Annotated in this window: 13 protein-coding genes; 5 read left to right on the plus strand and 8 right to left on the minus strand. The window is 70.7% G+C overall.

Translation table 11 applies throughout. From position 1 onward, the window contains the following. Positions 1 to 11: 11 nt before the first annotated feature. The 6 genes from ABZ906_RS30010 to ABZ906_RS30035 form a co-directional block, all read right to left on the minus strand. Positions 12 to 1,460, minus strand: coding sequence for an aspartate aminotransferase family protein (locus ABZ906_RS30010; protein WP_361186386.1), 1,449 nt, complete (start codon positions 1,458 to 1,460; stop codon positions 12 to 14). Positions 1,461 to 1,650: 190 nt separating this feature from the next. Next, entirely contained in the window at positions 1,651 to 2,694 is a 1,044-nt protein-coding gene (locus tag ABZ906_RS30015; protein WP_361387920.1) for an ABC transporter substrate-binding protein, read from the minus strand. A 178-nt stretch (positions 2,695 to 2,872) separates the two neighbouring features. After that, positions 2,873 to 4,027: an acyl-CoA dehydrogenase family protein gene (locus ABZ906_RS30020; RefSeq protein ID WP_361186383.1), complete on the minus strand. Its 1,155-nt coding sequence runs from the start codon at positions 4,025 to 4,027 to the stop codon at positions 2,873 to 2,875. A gap of 6 nt (positions 4,028 to 4,033) precedes the next feature. Next, complete coding sequence (locus ABZ906_RS30025; RefSeq protein WP_361387923.1) at positions 4,034 to 5,008, minus strand: hydroxymethylglutaryl-CoA lyase; 975 nt, start codon at positions 5,006 to 5,008, stop codon at positions 4,034 to 4,036. Then, positions 5,005 to 6,969 carry an acetyl/propionyl/methylcrotonyl-CoA carboxylase subunit alpha gene (locus tag ABZ906_RS30030; RefSeq protein ID WP_361387926.1) on the minus strand — a complete coding sequence of 655 codons (1,965 nt, stop codon included), beginning with the start codon at positions 6,967 to 6,969 and terminating at the stop codon, positions 5,005 to 5,007. The genes ABZ906_RS30025 and ABZ906_RS30030 overlap by 4 nt, the downstream gene beginning before the upstream one ends. Before the next feature lie 52 nt (positions 6,970 to 7,021). Next, on the minus strand, positions 7,022 to 8,638 hold the full coding sequence (locus ABZ906_RS30035; protein ID WP_361186374.1) for a carboxyl transferase domain-containing protein: 1,617 nt from the start codon (positions 8,636 to 8,638) through the stop codon (positions 7,022 to 7,024). Positions 8,639 to 8,725: 87 nt separating this feature from the next. Between ABZ906_RS30035 and ABZ906_RS30040 the strand changes: the two genes are divergently transcribed. The 4 genes from ABZ906_RS30040 (at position 8,726) to ABZ906_RS30055 (ending at position 12,580) form a co-directional block, all read left to right on the plus strand. After that, positions 8,726 to 9,316: a TetR/AcrR family transcriptional regulator gene (locus ABZ906_RS30040; RefSeq protein ID WP_361186372.1), complete on the plus strand. Its 591-nt coding sequence runs from the start codon at positions 8,726 to 8,728 to the stop codon at positions 9,314 to 9,316. A 130-nt stretch (positions 9,317 to 9,446) separates the two neighbouring features. After that, positions 9,447 to 10,604, plus strand: a complete 1,158-nt coding sequence (locus tag ABZ906_RS30045; protein ID WP_190080337.1) for an acyl-CoA dehydrogenase family protein — start codon at positions 9,447 to 9,449, stop codon at positions 10,602 to 10,604. A 40-nt stretch (positions 10,605 to 10,644) separates the two neighbouring features. Continuing rightward, on the plus strand, positions 10,645 to 11,523 hold the full coding sequence (locus ABZ906_RS30050) for an acyl-CoA thioesterase II (RefSeq protein WP_361186369.1): 879 nt from the start codon (positions 10,645 to 10,647) through the stop codon (positions 11,521 to 11,523). A 67-nt stretch (positions 11,524 to 11,590) separates the two neighbouring features. Further along, positions 11,591 to 12,580: a cation diffusion facilitator family transporter gene (locus tag ABZ906_RS30055; protein ID WP_361387929.1), complete on the plus strand. Its 990-nt coding sequence runs from the start codon at positions 11,591 to 11,593 to the stop codon at positions 12,578 to 12,580. Here ABZ906_RS30055 and ABZ906_RS30060 read toward each other — a convergent pair. Together ABZ906_RS30060 and ABZ906_RS30065 are read right to left on the minus strand one after the other, a co-directional pair. Next, positions 12,564 to 13,352, minus strand: a complete 789-nt coding sequence (locus ABZ906_RS30060; RefSeq protein ID WP_361186364.1) for a phosphatase — start codon at positions 13,350 to 13,352, stop codon at positions 12,564 to 12,566. The genes ABZ906_RS30055 and ABZ906_RS30060 overlap by 17 nt on opposite strands. 97 nt (positions 13,353 to 13,449) lie before the next feature. Next, the gene (locus ABZ906_RS30065) at positions 13,450 to 14,970 is read right to left on the minus strand and encodes a PucR family transcriptional regulator (RefSeq protein ID WP_361387932.1); all 1,521 of its coding nucleotides are present in this window, start codon (positions 14,968 to 14,970) and stop codon (positions 13,450 to 13,452) included. A gap of 170 nt (positions 14,971 to 15,140) precedes the next feature. Here ABZ906_RS30065 and ABZ906_RS30070 point away from each other — a divergent pair, with 170 nt between their 5' ends. After that, positions 15,141 to 16,610, plus strand: coding sequence for a sodium:solute symporter (locus ABZ906_RS30070; protein ID WP_361186360.1), 1,470 nt, complete (start codon positions 15,141 to 15,143; stop codon positions 16,608 to 16,610). Positions 16,611 to 16,671 lie beyond the last annotated feature (61 nt).

Below are 16,671 nucleotides of genomic sequence, written 5' to 3' on the forward strand. Positions count from 1 at the left end.
GTTCTCGGTGATCAGGAAGCGCGGTCAAGGGTCTCTCCCAGGTACTGCTCGGCGTGGCCGGCGATCAGATCGAGGACGGCCGTGATGTCGGCGACCGTCGTCTCGGGGTTGAGCAGGGTGAACTTGAGGTACTGGCGTTCGCCGACCTTGGTGCCCGCGACGACGGCGTCACCGGAGGCGAACAGCGCCTTGCGGGCGTACAGGTTGGCGCGGTCGATCGCGGTCGGGTCGCAGATCGACCCGGGGATGTAGCGGAAGACGAGCGTCGAGAGCTGGGGCTCCACGACGACGTCGTAGCGCGGGTCGGCGGCCAGCAGCCGCCAGCCCTCGTCCGCCATGTCGCAGACGGAGTCGAAGAGCTCGCCGACGGCGTCGGCGCCCATCACGCGCAGCGTCATCCACAGCTTGAGGGCGTCGAAGCGCCGCGTCGTCTGGAGGGACTTGTCGACCTGGTTGGGGATGCGCTCCTGCACCATGCGGCGCGGGTTGAGGTACTCCGCGTGGTACGTCGCGTGGCTCAGCGTCGTCCGGTCGCGGACCAGGACGGCGGAGGAACTCACCGGCTGGAAGAAGGACTTGTGGTAGTCCACGGTCACGGAGTCGGCGCGGTCGATGCCGTCGAGGAGGTGCCGGTTCTTGAGCGAGACGAGCAGCCCGCAGCCGTATGCCGCGTCGACGTGCATCCAGGTGCCGTACTGCTCGCAGAGTTCGGCGATCTCGGGGAGCGGGTCTATGGAGCCGAAGTCGGTGGTGCCCGCCGTGGCGACGACCGCCATGGGGGTGAGGTCGTTGTCGCGGCAGCGCTCCAGCTCGCGGGCGAGTGCCACGGTCTGCATGCGCTTGTCGTGATCGGTGGGGATGACGATCACGGCGTCCTCGCCGAGGCCGAGCAGCGTCGCGGCCTTCTGGATGCTGAAGTGGCCCACTTCGGAGGCGAAGATGCGCAGCTCGGAGGCCGGCTTTCCGGCCTTGGCGGCCTCCTCGCGGGCGAGCAGCATGGCCTGGAGGTTGGACTGCGAGCCGCCGCTGGTGAAGACGCCGTCGGCGGCCGGGCCGAGCCCGATGCGTTCGGCGGTCCAGTCGATCAGACGGCGCTCGATCAGTGTGCCGCCGGCGGATTGATCCCACGTGTCGAGGGAAGAGTTGACGGCGGAGAGCACCGCCTCGCCGAGCACGGCCGGAATGACGACCGGGCAGTTGAGGTGCGCGAGATAGCGCGGGTGGTGGAAGTACACGGCGTCGCGCAGGTAGAGCTCGTCGAGCTCGTCCAGGGCGGCGATGGTGTCGTGCAGGGGCTCGTCCAGGTCGACGGCCTCGATGCGGGGCGCGAGGTCGTCTACGGAGACGCCGGTGAAAGGGCGTGAGGTGGTGGCGATTCTGGCCGCCACCCGCTCGACTCCTTCGGTCACGGAGCTGCGGTAACGCTCCGCGGTGGTGTCGTTGAGCAGGTGCGAGCGCATGAACTTCCTCGGGGTGAGGGGACTTGGGGGAAGTGAGGCAAGCCTAACCTAACTTCCTCTGACTTAAACCCAGGGGGTCCCCTCGGTCACCAAGAGGCAGAAAAACGGAACAGCCCTCTCCGAAATGCGGAGAGGGCTGTGCTGTGGGGCCGTGCTGTCGGGCTGTGCTGTGCGGGCCTCGGACGAAGGGTCAGCTGACCTTCTTGGCCTTCTCGATGGCGTCGGCGAGGTCCTCGAGGATCGGGGCGCACTTGTCGTACGAGTAGATGGGCTCGGTGACGCGGGGGATGACCTGGCCGGCCTTGACCGCGGGCAGCTTCGCCCACGTCGGCTTGGACTTGTCCAGGGCGGCGGGCTGGAGCGCGGAGGTGCGGTTGTCCATCATGATGACGTCCGCGCCGTGCTTGTTGACGTTCTCCCAGCTCAGGTTCTCGAACCAGCCGCCGCTCTCCTTCTTGGCGGCCTCGGACGGCTCGACGAAGTTCACGCCGAGGGACTTGAAGTACTCCAGGTCGGCGGAGAGGTTCGTGCCGGAGACGTAGAAGATGTCCTGGCTGGCCGAGCCGACCATGACCTTGATGTCCTTGTTCGCCTTGGCGACCTTGCGCAGGCGCTCGGCGGCGGCCTCGAAGCGCTTCTTCGCCTTGACGACCTTCTCGGCCTTCACGTCCGCGCCGAGCGACTCGGCGAGCGAGAGCAGGCGCTGGAGGGGCTGGGTCATCTGGCGGTCGTAGACGCTGATGCCGGCGCTCGGGGCGAGCTTGAGGATCTTGTCCTTGCTCTCCTCGGGGACGTACCAGAGGGTGCCGGCGTCGTCGAACATCGTGGAGACGAGGAGGTCGGGGGCGAGGCCCGCGTACTTCTCGATGTTGAACTGACCCCATTCGTTGCCGATGATCGTCAGCTTACTGATGTCCATGTCGCCGGCCTGGACGTCCGCCTTGCCGTCCTTGGTCTTCGTCGGGCCGAAGACGCCCTTGACCTCGACTCCGTAGTCGAAGAGGGCGGCGGCGACGCCGGTGAAGGCGACGATGTTCTTCGGGGTGCCCTTGCTCTTGGCGGTCGTGCCCCGGTCGTCCTTGAAGCTCCAGGGGCCGGAGTCACCGGAGTCCGCCGCGCCCGAGCCGTCCTTCTTCTCGTCGCCGCAGGCTGCCAGCAGGGCGGTGAGGCCGAGGGCGCCGCCGGCGGCGAGGATGCCGCGGCGGGAGGGCTGGGGGAAGCGGGCGTTCGGCATGAGGTCTCTGCTTTCGTGAGGACGGTGGCGAGTGGCCACTGGCCGGAATCAGCGCTTAGGCTAACCTAACCTAAGCGGAAGTCCAGTGGCCGCTCGCGGTCGCCTTCCCCAGCCCGGGAATGGTTATCCGGCCGTTGCCCGGTCCGTCCCGACCAGCCCCCGCTGCCTCACTACCCCGCTACCCCGCGAAGCCCAGCTCCCTGGCGATCAGCATGCGCTGCACCTCGCTGGTGCCCTCGCCGATCTCCAGGATCTTGGAGTCCCGCCACATCCGGGCCACCGGATACTCGTTCATGAAGCCGTACCCGCCGTGGATCTGCGTGGCCTCGCGGGCGTTGTCGACGGCGACCGTGGAGGAGTAGAGCTTCGCGATCGCCGCCTCCTTCTTGAAGGGCTCCCCGCCGACGAGGCGCGACGCCGCGTCCCGCCAGCCGACCCGCGCCATGTGCGCCCGCGTCTCCATGTCGGCGATCTTGAACTGGATCGCCTGGTTCGCCCCGATCGGCTTGCCGAAGGCGTGCCGCTCCTTGGCGTACTTCACGGACTCGTCGACGCAGCCCTGCGCGAGGCCCGTCGCGAGCGCGGAGATGGCGACCCGGCCCTCGTCGAGAATCCGGAGGAACTGGGCATATCCGCGGCCCTCTTCGCCGAGGAGGTTCGCGGCCGGGACCCGCACGTCCGAGAAGGAGAGCTCGCGGGTGTCCGAGGCGTTCCAGCCGACCTTCGAGTACGGCGCTGCGACCGTGAAGCCGGGCGTCCCGGACGGCACGATGATCGAGGAGATGAGCGGACGGCCGTCCGCCTTGCGGCCGGTGACGGCGGTGACCGTGACCAGACCCGTGATGTCCGTGCCGGAGTTCGTGATGAAGCACTTGGAGCCGTTGATCACCCACTCGTCGCCGTCCCGCACCGCGGTCGTGCGCGTGCCGCCCGCGTCGGAGCCGCCGTCCGGCTCGGTCAGGCCGAAGGCGCCGAGCAGTTCACCGGAGCAGAGCCGCGGCAGCCACTCCCGCTTCTGCTCGTCCGTGCCGAAGAGGTGGATCGGCATGGCGCCGAGCGAGACGCCCGCCTCCAGGGTGATCGCCACGGAGGAGTCGACCCGCGCCAGCTCTTCGAGCGCGATGCCGAGGGCGAGATAGTCACCGCCCATGCCGCCGTACTCCTCGGGGAAGGGCAGGCCGAACAGGCCCATGCGGCCCATCTCGCGGACGATCTCGTACGGGAACTCGTGGCGCTCGTACAGGTCGCCGATCTTCGGGGCGACGACTTCGTGCGCGAACTCCTCGACCGTGCGGCGGAGTTCCTCGTGCTCGGGGGACAGACGGTGGTCCATCGTTCTTCACTGCTCCTGGTGGGAGGTGCCCGTCAGGGCACGGACGGTGCGGGACGGGCTCGGTCGGCCCAGTTGTTCGGCCATCCACGCGCTGGTGGCGCTGAGGCGGCCGAGATCGACCCCGGTCTCGATGCCGAGGCCGTCGAGCATCCATACGAGGTCTTCGGTGGCGAGGTTGCCGGTGGCGCTCTTCGCGTACGGACAGCCGCCGAGGCCGCCCGCCGACGCGTCGACCGTGCGCACGCCGTGCTGGAGGGCGGCGAGGGTGTTGGCGAGCGCCTGGCCGTACGTGTCGTGGAAGTGCACGCCGATGCGGTCCGTCGGCACGCCCTCCTCGTTCAACTCGGCAAGGAGGGACAGGACATGGCCCGGTGTGGCCACGCCGATGGTGTCGCCCAGGCTCAGTTCGTCGCAGCCCATGTCCATCAGGGCCTTCGCCGTGCGGACGACCTGCGCGATGGGCACCGGGCCCTCCCACGGGTCGCCGAAGCACATCGAGAGATAGCCCCGCACGTGCGCCTTCTGCTCGCGTGCGCGGGTCACGACCGGCTCCGACATGGCCAGGGCCTCGGCCATCGTGCGGTTGAGGTTGGCCTTGGCGAAGGACTCCGTGGCGCTGACGAAGACCGCGATGCTGCGGGCGCCGAGCGCCAGGGCGCGGTCGAGGCCGCGGTCGTTCGGGACCAGGACGGGGAGCCGCGCTTTCCTGTCCCCTTCGAGGTCCTGTACGAGCGGGAACAGCTGCTCGGAGTCGGCCAGTTGGGGCACCCACTTGGGGTGCACGAAGCTGGTCGCCTCGACGGTCGTGAGACCCGCGGCGGCGAGGCGGCGGATGAACTCCGCCTTGATCTCCGTGGGGACGACCGCTTTCTCGTTCTGCAGGCCGTCCCGGGCGCCCACCTCGTAGATGCGGACGCGGGGCGGGAGGTCCTGGGTGGGGACGGCCATGGGGAGGCCGCCGGGCCGTGCGTCGGTGGTCATTTCCTGTCCTCCTCCGTGCCGTCCGCCTCGTCCGTGTCGTCGGGGATCACCACGGCCAGGATCTGGTCCATGGCGACGGTCGCGCCCGGTGTGACGTCGAGTTCGCTGACGGTGCCCGCGTGCGGGGCGGAGATGACGTGCTCCATCTTCATGGCCTCCACCACGAGGAGGCTCTGCCCCTGCGTCACGTGATCGCCGGTGGACACCTTGACGACCGTGACCGTGCCCGGCATGGGGGCGGTCAGGGCGTCGGCCCCGGCGTGCGCGGCGCCCGTGAGGCCGGCCTCCACGGGGTCGTGGTCCTGGACGTGCCAGGCGTCGCCGTCCCTGCCCAGCCAGTCGGCGGCGCGGTGGAAGGTGTGGGTGAGGCCGTCCACGTGGACCGTGACGCGGCCGGGCTCCACCGTGCGCGGGCCCGCACCCGCGATGTGCGCGACGGGCTCGTGTCCCGGCACCCTCAGGTGGTGCGTCAGAGGGGCGGGGGTGCCGCCCATGCGCCAGCCCCGCGGGACCGAGAACGGGTCGCGCCAGCCCTCGCCGGTCGGTTCCAGGGCGGCGGCGCGGACGGCCGCGGCGGCTTCGTACACCTCGTCCGGGACGCCTTGGGGGACGAGGCTCTCCGCCTCGCGCTCGACCAGGCCCGTGTCCAACTCGCCGGCGGCCACCGCCGGATGGGCGAGGAGCCGCCGCAGGAAGCCCGCGTTGGTCGGCACCCCCAGGGTGACCGTCTCCGCGAGGGCGGCGCGCAGCTTGCGCAGGGCGGTGGGGCGGTCGGGACCGTACGCGATGACCTTCGACAGCATCGGGTCGTACAGGCTGCCGACCTCCGTGCCCTCGCTCAGCCCGGAGTCGGTGCGCACGCCGTCGCCCTGCGGTTCGTGCAGGGCGAGGACCGTGCCGCCGGACGGCAGGAAGCCGCGTGAGGGGTCTTCGGCGCAGACGCGGGCCTCGATCGCGTGCCCGGTGAGCGTGATGTCCTCCTGCCCGTACGGCAGTTCCTCACCGGCGGCGACCCGCAGCTGCCACTCCACCAGGTCGATGCCGGTGATCAGCTCCGTCACCGGGTGCTCCACCTGGAGCCGCGTGTTCATCTCCATGAAGTAGTACGAGGACGGGTCCTTGCCCGGCACGATGAACTCCACCGTGCCCGCGCCCGCATACCCGCAGGAGCGCGCCGCCTGGACGGCGGCCTCGCCCATCGACGCGCGCGTGGCCTCGTCGAGCAGGACGCTGGGCGCCTCCTCGATGATCTTCTGGTGGCGGCGCTGGAGCGAGCACTCGCGCTCGCCGAGGTGGACCACGTTGCCGTGGCCGTCCGCGAGGACCTGGATCTCGATGTGCCGGGGGCGGTCGATCCACCGCTCCACGAGCAGCGTGTCGTCACCGAAGGACGAGCGCGCCTCGCGTCGCGCGGCGGCGATCTCGTCCGCGAGCAGGGCGGCGTCCCGCACGAGCCGCATGCCCTTGCCGCCGCCGCCCGCCGACGGCTTGAGCAGCACCGGCATGCCGATCTCCCTGGCGGCGTCGGCCAGTTGGGAATCGGTCAGGCCGCTACCCGAGGAGCCGGGGACGACCGGGACCCCGGCCGCCTGCACCGTCTCCTTGGCGCGGATCTTGTCGCCCATCAGGTCGATCGCCGAAGCGGGCGGCCCGATGAAGACCAGGCCCGCGTCCGCGCAGGCCTGTGCGAACTCGGCGTTCTCCGCGAGGAAGCCGTACCCCGGATGGACCGCCTGCGCGCCGCTGCGGGCCGCCGCTTCGAGCAGCCGCTCGGCCGACAGATAGCTCTCCGAGGCCGGCGCGGGGCCCAGGCGCACGGCCGTGTCCGCCTCGCGCACATGCCGGGCGTCCGCGTCCGCGTCGCTGAACACGGCGACCGAGCGCACGCCGAGCGCCCGCAGCGTCCGGATCACGCGGACCGCGATCTCGCCCCTGTTGGCGACCAGAACCGTGTCGAACATCGTCCCTCTCCCGGAGATGGTCCCTTGCTGGAAGTCGCTCATCGTCCGCCCCTCACATCCGGAAGACGCCGAAACCGGGCTCGCCCAGCGGGGCCTCGGCGCACGCGGTCAGGGCGAGGCCGAGGACCTGCCGGGTCTCCATGGGGTCGATCACACCGTCGTCCCACAGCCGCGCGGTGGCGTAATAGGCGTTGCCCTGCGCTTCGTACTGGGCGCGGACCGGGTCCTTGAAGGCCTGCTCGTCCGCGTCCGACCACTCCTCGCCCCGCGCCTCGATCTGGTCGCGCTTGACGGTCGCGAGGACCGAGGCGGCCTGCTCGCCGCCCATCACGGAGATCTTGGCGTTCGGCCACATCCACAGGAAGCGGGGGGAGTAGGCCCGGCCGCACATGGAGTAGTTCCCCGCGCCGTACGAACCGCCGATCACGACCGTCAGCTTCGGCACGCGCGCGCAGGCCACGGCCGTCACCATCTTGGCGCCGTGCTTGGCGATGCCGCCCGCCTCATAGTCCCGGCCGACCATGAAGCCGGAGATGTTCTGCAGGAAGACGAGGGGGATGCCGCGCTGGTCGCAGAGCTCGATGAAGTGCGCGCCCTTCTGGGCGGACTCGGAGAACAGGATGCCGTTGTTCGCGATGATCCCGACCGGGTGGCCGTGGATGTGGGCGAAGCCCGTCACCAGCGTCGTGCCGTACTCCGCCTTGAATTCGGCGAAGCGGGAGCCGTCGACCACGCGCGCGATGACCTCGCGGACGTCATAGGGGGTGCGGGAGTCCGTGGGCACCGCTCCATAGAGGCCGAGCGGGTCGACCTTGGGCTCCTCGACGGCTTGGACGGTCCAGGGGAGTTCGCGGCGCTCGGGGAGCGTGGAGACGATGGTCCGCACGATCCGCAGCGCGTGCGCGTCGTCCTCCGCGAGGTGGTCCGTCACTCCGGAGACCCGCGAGTGGACCTCGCCGCCGCCGAGCTCCTCGGCCGTCACGACCTCGCCGGTCGCCGCCTTCACCAGGGGCGGGCCGCCGAGGAAGATCGTGCCCTGATTGCGGACGATGACCGCTTCGTCGCTCATCGCGGGGACATACGCCCCGCCCGCCGTGCACGAGCCGAGCACGGCCGCGATCTGCGGGATGCCCGCACCGGACATCCGCGCCTGGTTGTAGAAGATCCGCCCGAAGTGCTCGCGGTCCGGGAAGACGTCGTCCTGCATGGGCAGGAAGGCGCCGCCCGAGTCCACCAGATACAGGCAGGGGAGGCGGTTCTCCAGCGCGACCTCCTGGGCGCGCAGGTGCTTCTTCACCGTCATGGGGTAGTACGTCCCGCCCTTGACGGTGGCGTCATTGGCGACGATCACGCAGGTGCGCCCGGAGACCCGGCCGATCCCCGCGATGACTCCGGCGGCCGGTGCGTCCCCGCCGTACAGACCGTCGGCCGCGAGGGGTGCCAGCTCCAGGAAGGGCGAGCCGGGGTCCAGCACGCCGTCCACGCGGTCGCGGGGCAGCAGCTTGCCGCGCGCGACATGGCGGGTGCGGGCCCGCTCGCCGCCGCCGAGCCTGGCCGCCGCGAGCTTGGCCCGCAGCTCTTCGACGAGGGCGGTGTGCGCCGCCTCGTTCGTCCGCCATGCTTCGGACGCGGGATCAGCCGCGCTCGTCAGCACCGGTGCCTGCACCATCAGTCGAGCCCCCTTGCTCGGTTAATGAGCGTTAACGCGTTTCATTAAGGTTAACGAGCGCTAACCGCCCTGTCTAGAATTGATTCCATGGCCACCAGAACCGACGCCCCCACCCGGCGCGAGCAAATCCTCAAGGAAGCCGCCCGGCTCTTCGCCGAGCGCGGCTTCCACGGAGTCGGAGTGGACGAGATAGGGGCCGCCGTCGGCATCAGCGGCCCCGGCCTCTACCGCCACTTCGCGGGCAAGGACGCGATGCTCGCCGAGCTGCTCGTCGGCATCAGCGGACAGCTCCTGACCGGCGGCAAGCGGTGCGTGGCCGACGCGGACGGATCGCCGGAGCAGGTGCTCGACGCCCTCATCGAGGGGCATATCGACTTCGCCCTGAACGACCGCTCCCTGATCACCCTGCACGACCGCGAGCTCGACCGGCTGCGGGACACCGACCGCAAGCTGGTCCGCCAGCTCCAGCGGCAGTACGTGGAGATCTGGGTCGACGTCGTGCGCAAGGTCTATCCGGACCTCGCCGAGAACGAGGCCCGCGTCTGCGTGCACGCCGTCTTCGGGCTGCTCAACTCCACGCCGCACCTGAGCCGCCGCGACGTGCTGCCCAGCCGTACGGCCATGGCCGAGCTGTTGCACGGCCTTGCCCGCGGGGCCTTCGCGGCCGCCGTGGCGTGACGGGAGCGACAGGGCTTCTCTCTGGACGGTCCGGTGACCGGCGGGTAACGTTTGTCTGAGCAAGCGCTTAGTCGTGTTGTGTCTGCTTGCTGCCCGCCCGAGCCTGGTGTCGTTCCGAAGGAGTCCCCCCGTGCGCCGTACCGTTTTCAATGAGGACCACGAGGCGTTCCGGGAGACCCTGCGCGCCTTCATCGAGGCCGAGGTCGTCCCGGTCCACGAGGAGTGGTTCGCGGCGGGCCAGGTGCCGCGCGAGTTCTACTACAAGCTGGCCGAGCTCGGCCTGTTCGGCATCAACGTCCCCGAGGAGTTCGGCGGCGCGGGCCTGGACACCCACAAGTTCGAGGCCATCCAGTACGAGGAGACCGCCCGCGCGGGCGTCACCTTCGGCGGCTCCGGCGTCCACGTCCTGCTCGCCCTGCCCTACATCAAGGCGCTCGCCACCGACGAGCAGAAGAAGCGCTACCTCGAGAAGTTCGTCTCCGCCGAGGAGATGTGGGCCCTGGCGATGACCGAGCCGGGCACCGGCTCCGACCTCGCGGGCATGAAGAGCACGGCCAAGCTCTCCGAGGACGGCACGCACTACGTCCTCAACGGCTCCAAGACCTTCATCACCGGCGGCGTGCACGCCGACCGCGTGATCGTCTGCGCCCGCACCTCCGCGCCCACCGCCGAGGACCGCCGCTACGGCATCTCCCTCTTCGCCGTCGACACCAAGTCCGAGGGCTACTCCATCGGCCGCAAGCTCGACAAGCTCGGCCTGAAGACCTCCGACACCGCCGAGCTCGCGTTCGTCGACGTCAAGGTGCCCGTCGAGGACCTCCTCGGCGAGGAGAACAAGGGCTTCTACTACCTCGGCAGCAACCTCCCCTCCGAGCGCTGGGGCATCGCCTACGGCGCGTACGCGCAGGCCAAGGCCGCCGTGCGGTTCGCCAAGGAGTACGTCCAGGACCGCACGGTCTTCGGCAAGACGGTCGCCTCCTTCCAGAACACCAAGTTCGAGCTGGCCGCCTGCCAGGCCGAGGTGGACGCGGCCGAGGCCGTCGCCGACCGCGCCCTGGAGGCCCTGGACGCGGGCGAGCTGACCGCCGCCGAGGCCGCCTCCGCGAAGCTGTTCAACACCGAGGTCGCCCACCGCGTCATCGACAAGTGCCTCCAGCTGCACGGCGGCTACGGCTTCATGAACGAGTACCCCATCGCCCGCCTGTACGCGGACAACCGCGTCAACCGCATCTACGGCGGCACCAGCGAGGTCATGAAGATGATCATCGCCAAGAACATGGGCCTCTGAGGACATGGGCCTGTAAAGACCGCCCTGTAGAACTGGATTCATGAACAAGGCACTTGAGTCACTCCTCGATCTGCTCGACCTGGAGCAGATCGAGGAGGACATATTCCGGGGCGAGAGCCGCTCGGCGCTCGTCCCGCGCGTCTTCGGCGGCCAGGTGGCCGCCCAGGCGCTGGTGGCGGCCGGGCGCACCGTCCCCGCCGATCGGCCCGCCCACTCCCTGCACGCGTACTTCCTGCGTGCCGGGGACCCGGGCGCGCCCATCGTCTACACCGTCGACCGGATCCGCGACGGGCGCTCCTTCACCACGCGCCGGGTCGTCGCCGTCCAGCACGGGCAGCCGATATTCCACCTCTCCGCGTCCTTCCAGACGTACGAAGAGGGCCTGGAGCATCAGACGGGGATGCCGTCGGCACCGGACCCGGAGACACTTCCGACCGCCGCCGAGATGCTGCCCCGCCATCTCCCGCAGCACGTCGCCGACCGCCTGATCGAGGCCCGCGCGGCCGTCGACCTGCGCTACGTGGACGCGCCGCCCTGGGCCAGCGTCGGGCAGCCGCGCGAACCGCGCTCCCAGGTGTGGTTCCGCACGAACGGCAAGCTCGACGACTACGCCAACCACACCGTCGACTCCCTGCTGCACGTCTGCCTCGCCACGTACGTCTCCGACATGACGCTCCTCGACTCGGTGCTGCTCGCGCACGGCCGCGGCGGCTGGGCGGTCGGTGACGTCGTCGGTGCCTCGCTCGACCACGCCATGTGGTTCCACCGCCCCTTCAAGGCGGACGAATGGCTCCTGTACGACCAGGAGTCGCCGTCCGCGTCCGGCGGCCGCGGTCTCGGTCAGGCGCGGATCTGGACGCAGGACGGACAGCTCGCGGTGACGGTGATTCAGGAGGGCGTCGTCCGCGTCCCGCGCTGACCGGAACGGAGCGCCGCCCCCGGTCGACGTTTCGCGTTCCCCGGTGATCGGACATACCGTCCGATACATGAGCGAGCAGGTCGACAGAGCCCAGCCCGAGCCGCCGGAGGGCGGCGGCGAGAGCACGTTCACCGTCATCGTCGCCGCCGTCGCCAACCTCGGGATCGCCGTCGCCAAGGCCGTCGCCGGTGTCATCAGCGGCTCCAGCGCGATGCTCTCCGAAGCGGCGCACTCCCTGGCCGACACGGTCACCGAGCTGTTGCTCCTCACCGCCCTGAAACGCAGCGAGAAGCCCGCCGACGAGGACCACCCGCTCGGCTACGGCCCCGAGCGCTACATCTGGGCGATGCTCGCGGCCGTCGCCACCTTCGTCGGCGGCGCCGTCTTCTCGATCTACGACGGCATCCACACGCTGGTCGCCGGCGAGGAGCTCGGCGACCCGCTCATCTCGTACATCGTGCTCGCCATCGCCTTCCTCCTGGAGGGCTACTCCCTGCGCACCGGCGTCAAGCAGGCCCGCGGCGAGGCGGAGCGCTTCGGGGCTTCCTTCGGGCGCTACCTGCGCTACACGCCCGACACCGCCGTGAAAGCCGTCGTCATGGAGGACTCCGCCGCCCTCGCCGGACTCGTCCTCGCCGCACTCGGGCTGCTCGGCGGGCAGCTCACCGGCTCCGGCGTCTGGGACGGTGTGGCCTCGCTCTGCATCGGCGCGCTGCTCCTGTACGTGGCCTGGGTGCTCGGGCGCAGCAACGCGCAGCTCCTCATCGGGCGCCCGCTGCCGAAGCCGATGCGCAAGGAGATCCGCGACGAACTCCTCGCCTCCGAGCACGTCGAGGCCGTGCTCGAACTGACGACGCTGCTCCAGGGACCGCGCGAGGCCCTGGTCGCCGCCAAGGTCGACTTCCGGGACGCCTCGACGGCGGCGCAGATCGAATGGGCCTGCGAGCAGGCCGAGCGGCGGGTGCGGGAGCGGTTTCCCGGCGTACGGCGGGTCTATCTGGACCCGACGCCGGGGTACGCCCAGCGCCGCGAGGAAGGGCTCAACCCGTGGCCGTGAGACCCGCCGCGTCCAGGAGGTAGGCCGTCATCGGGTCGTAGAAGCGCGGGCTGGTGACGTGGTCGTCCAGCGGAACCGTCACCTGGAGGGTGCCCTCGGCCTCGCCGATGAACAGCGCCGGGTCGTTGCAGTCCGCGTACCCCATGGAGTCGATGCCGCGCTGGCCCGCCCGTCCGGCCCACCCGTGGTCGGCGACGACGAGGTTCGGCAGCGGGCGCCCCTCGCGCTCCAGGCCGTCCAGGATCGCGTTCATCGGCTCGGGGGAGTGCGTGTGCCACAGGGTCGCGCCGCGCTCCAGCATCGCCACGTCCGCGAACTGGAAGACCATGCCCTCGTCGGCGGTGAGGCCCTCCGGGATGACGACGATCTCGCAGCCCGCCGTACGCAGGGCGGCGGCCGTCGCGCGGTGCACGTCGAGCAGGCCTCCGGGGTGGCCGGTGGCGAAAAGGACCCTCTCCTTGCCGGCCGCCGCCTTGCGCAGCCGCGCCGCCATCCGCTCCAGGGCGTCGACCGTCAGCTCCGGGTCGATGGTGTCCTGCCCGTGCCGGTGCGCGTCGTCGTCGACGACACCGCAGCGCTCCGCCATCACCGCGAGGACGTCCTGCTCGTCGGTCCAGCGGTCGCCGAGCTCCAGGCCGAGCCAGTAGTGGCGGTCGCCGTTCGCGAGCTTCCTGTAGTGGCTGAGGTTGTTCTCGCGGGGCGTGGCGACGTCGCCGGCGATGCGGGAGCGGACTAGGTGGTCGACGAGCGCGGCGCGGGTGGGTATTGGCATGGTCCCTATTCTGCCGCCGGTAACCGCCTGGTGGCGGGCAGTCCCGAAGCCTGGACTGTGAGGTGCGCTGCGTTTGGCTCTGGCGGGGGTGCTTCTCCTACGGGGTCCGGCCCAGCGCGAACCACAGCTCCATGCGGACGTCGGGGTCGTCCAGGTCCGCGCCCAGCAGCGCCCCGCACCGCGTGATGCGCTGCCTGACCGTGTTGCGGTGGACGCCGAGCGCCGTCGCCGTGCGGTCCCAGTTGCCGTGCAGGGAGAGCCAGGTGCGCAGGGTTTCGGTGAGTGCCGTGCTGCCGCCGAGCGGGGCGAGCAGCACGCGCGCGTGGGCGGTCGCCTCGGCGGGCGCGACCAGGGCGGCGATGCCCGCCTCGCGGTGCCGGACGAGGGGCGCGTGGGTGGCCTCGGCGCGGCGCAGGGCGCGGTCCGCCTGCGCGTCGGCCGCGGGCAGGTCGCCGGGGGCGGCGGGGGCCGAGACGCCGAGGGTCCAGCCCGGCTGCCCGGTGACCTCGCGATCGGCGGGGAGCAGAAGCCGTACGAGATCCCGCTCCGGGTCCGTGTCGACCAGGCCGCTGCCCAGCGCCGCGGCCAGCGCGGACGCGGCCACGGAGTGGGCCACCGGGTCGTTGCCGGCATCCCCGCGCGCGTGCACCACGGTCCACTCCTCGCCCCCCAGGAGAGGCGCGACATCGCCCGCCGCCGAGCCCAGGAGCAGCCGCACGAGCGCCGCCGAGCGCACGGAGTCGGCGGCCCCCTGGTGCTTGCCGGTCAGGAGCGAGAGCAGTACGACGGCGACCCCGGTGATGGTGTGGTCCCCCGGCTCGCGCTGTTCGGTGGCGACCCCGAGCGCGAACCCCTGCCCGCCGCCGAGCGCGTACGCGGTGAGCCGGGTGCCGCCGAGGGAGTCGGTCGCCGATGCCGGGGCGGGGCCGGGCCGCCCCGCGGGACGTACGACTCCGGAGAGGTCGTGCACCGCCTGCCGCACCCCCGCTCCCTGAGCCGTCCCCGCCGTGTGGAGCACCGTGCCGTCCGGTGCGTAGAGCACAGCCCAGCCGCTCAGCCGCGCCGCGAGCTGGCGCAGCACCGCCGGTACGGGATCGGGGCGCGCGGCGGCCGTGGCGAGGCCCTGCTGGGCCTCCGTCACCCGGCGCAGCTCGGCGTGCCTGGCCTCCGCCACCAGCTGCCACACCGCGCGGGCGACCCCGCTGAACGTCGTGCGCGGCGGCACCTCAAGGAGGGGCAGGCCGTGGTGGTCGCAGGCCGTGACCAGGGCGCGCGGCACCGTGTCGTGCACGGGCGCCACACCGAAGCCCAGGGCCGCGCCGCCCGCCTCGACGATCCGCGCCACGTAGTCGTCCAGATAGACGCCCGCTCCCACCGGGTCGGTGATGTGCACGCCCGCGGTCAGGAGCAGCTCGCCGCCCAGGAGGTACGGGTAGGGGTCCGCCATCTCCGAGGTGTGCACCCACTGGACGGCCGCACCGCTCTCCCCGGCGTCGGGTCCCGCGATCTGGCGCAGGCCCAGATCGTCCCGGCCGAGCAGCGCGGTGAGCGGGACCGGCGGGGTCGGGGGAGGCGCTGCGGGGGCGGCAGGGTCCTGCACGGTGGATGTTCCATCCATGTCGATCACGGGAAGTGGATGAAACGTACACTTCAGCGTTGCTTTCCGGCCACCTAAGGTCGTGCCGACCCCAGGCCGCGGGTACGGGCGGATGTCCCCACGGCCGGTTGCCACCCCCCCCTCACCCCCATCTGCACGACACGCCACCGAGGTGCGCGAAGGAGGGCCCTATGGCCGTCGACTACACAGTGATCGTCGTCTATCTCGCCGGCATGCTCGCCATGGGCTGGTGGGGCATGCGCCGCGCCAAGTCCAAGAGTGAGTTCCTGGTCGCCGGACGCCGCCTCGGACCGTGGATGTACTCCGGGACGATGGCCGCCATCGTCCTCGGCGGCGCGTCCACCATCGGCGGCGTCGGCCTGGGCTACCAATACGGCCTCTCCGGCGCCTGGATGGTCTTCACGATCGGCCTCGGCCTGCTCGCGCTGAGCGTCTTCTTCTCGGCGCGCATCGCACGCCTGAAGGTCTACACCGTCTCCGAGATGCTCGACCTGCGCTACGGCGGACGGGCGGGCGTCATCTCCGGAGTCGTCATGTGGGCGTACACGCTGATGCTCGCGGTTACCTCGACCATCGCGTACGCCACGATCTTCGACGTCCTGTTCGACATGAACCGCACGATCGCGATCATCCTCGGCGGCTCGATCGTCGTCGCCTACTCGACGCTCGGCGGCATGTGGTCCATCACGCTCACCGACATGGTGCAGTTCGTGGTGAAGACCATCGGCGTGCTGCTCCTGCTGCTGCCCATCGCGGTCGTCAAGGCCGGCGGCTTCAGCGAGATGAAGGCCAAGCTGCCCACCGAGTACTTCGACCCGCTGGGCATCGGCGGCGAGACGATCTTCACGTACGTCCTGATCTACACGTTCGGCATGCTCATCGGGCAGGACATCTGGCAGCGCGTCTTCACCGCGCGCAGCGACAAGGTCGCCCGCTACGGCGGCACCGTCGCCGGTACCTACTGTCTCGTCTACGCGATCGCGGGCGCCGTCATCGGCACGGCCGCCAAGGTCATGTACCCGAAGCTGCCCAGCGCGGACGCGGCCTTCGCGACCATCGTCAAGGACGAACTGCCCATGGGCGTACGGGGCCTCGTGCTCGCCGCGGCGCTCGCCGCCGTGATGTCCACCTCCTCCGGAGCGCTCATCGCGTGCGCGACCGTCGCCAACAACGACATCTGGTCGCGTCTTCGCGGGGTCGTGAAGACCGACGGAGCGGGCGACGAACCGCACGACGAGGTGAAGGGCAACCGCCTCTTCATCCTGATCATGGGCGTCGCCGTCGTCCTCATCGCCATCGCCCTGAACGACGTCGTGCAGGCGCTCACCGTCGCCTACAACCTCCTCGTCGCCGGTCTTCTCGTGCCGATCCTCGGCGGGCTGCTGTGGAAGCGCGGCACCGCCGAAGGCGCGCTCGCGGCCGTCGCCGCCGGTGGCCTCTCCGTCATCGGGCTCATGTGGGGCTACGGAATCCTCGCCAACGAGCCCATCTACTACGGCCTGCTGATCTCCCTGGCCGTGTACGTCGTCGTCTCCCTCGCCACGAAGCCCACCGACGCCTCGATCCTCGCGGCCTGGCGCGAACGGCTCGCGGGCCGGGGCTCCCAAGAAGCGGAACCGGAATCACCGGTGGCCGTCTAGTCCTGCGCGCGGCCCACTGTCGGTGGGCCGCGCGACACTTGTCCCAGCACCACAGCAGCAC

Source organism: Streptomyces sp. NPDC046925 (genome assembly GCF_040644915.1).
Taxonomy (GTDB): domain Bacteria; phylum Actinomycetota; class Actinomycetes; order Streptomycetales; family Streptomycetaceae; genus Streptomyces.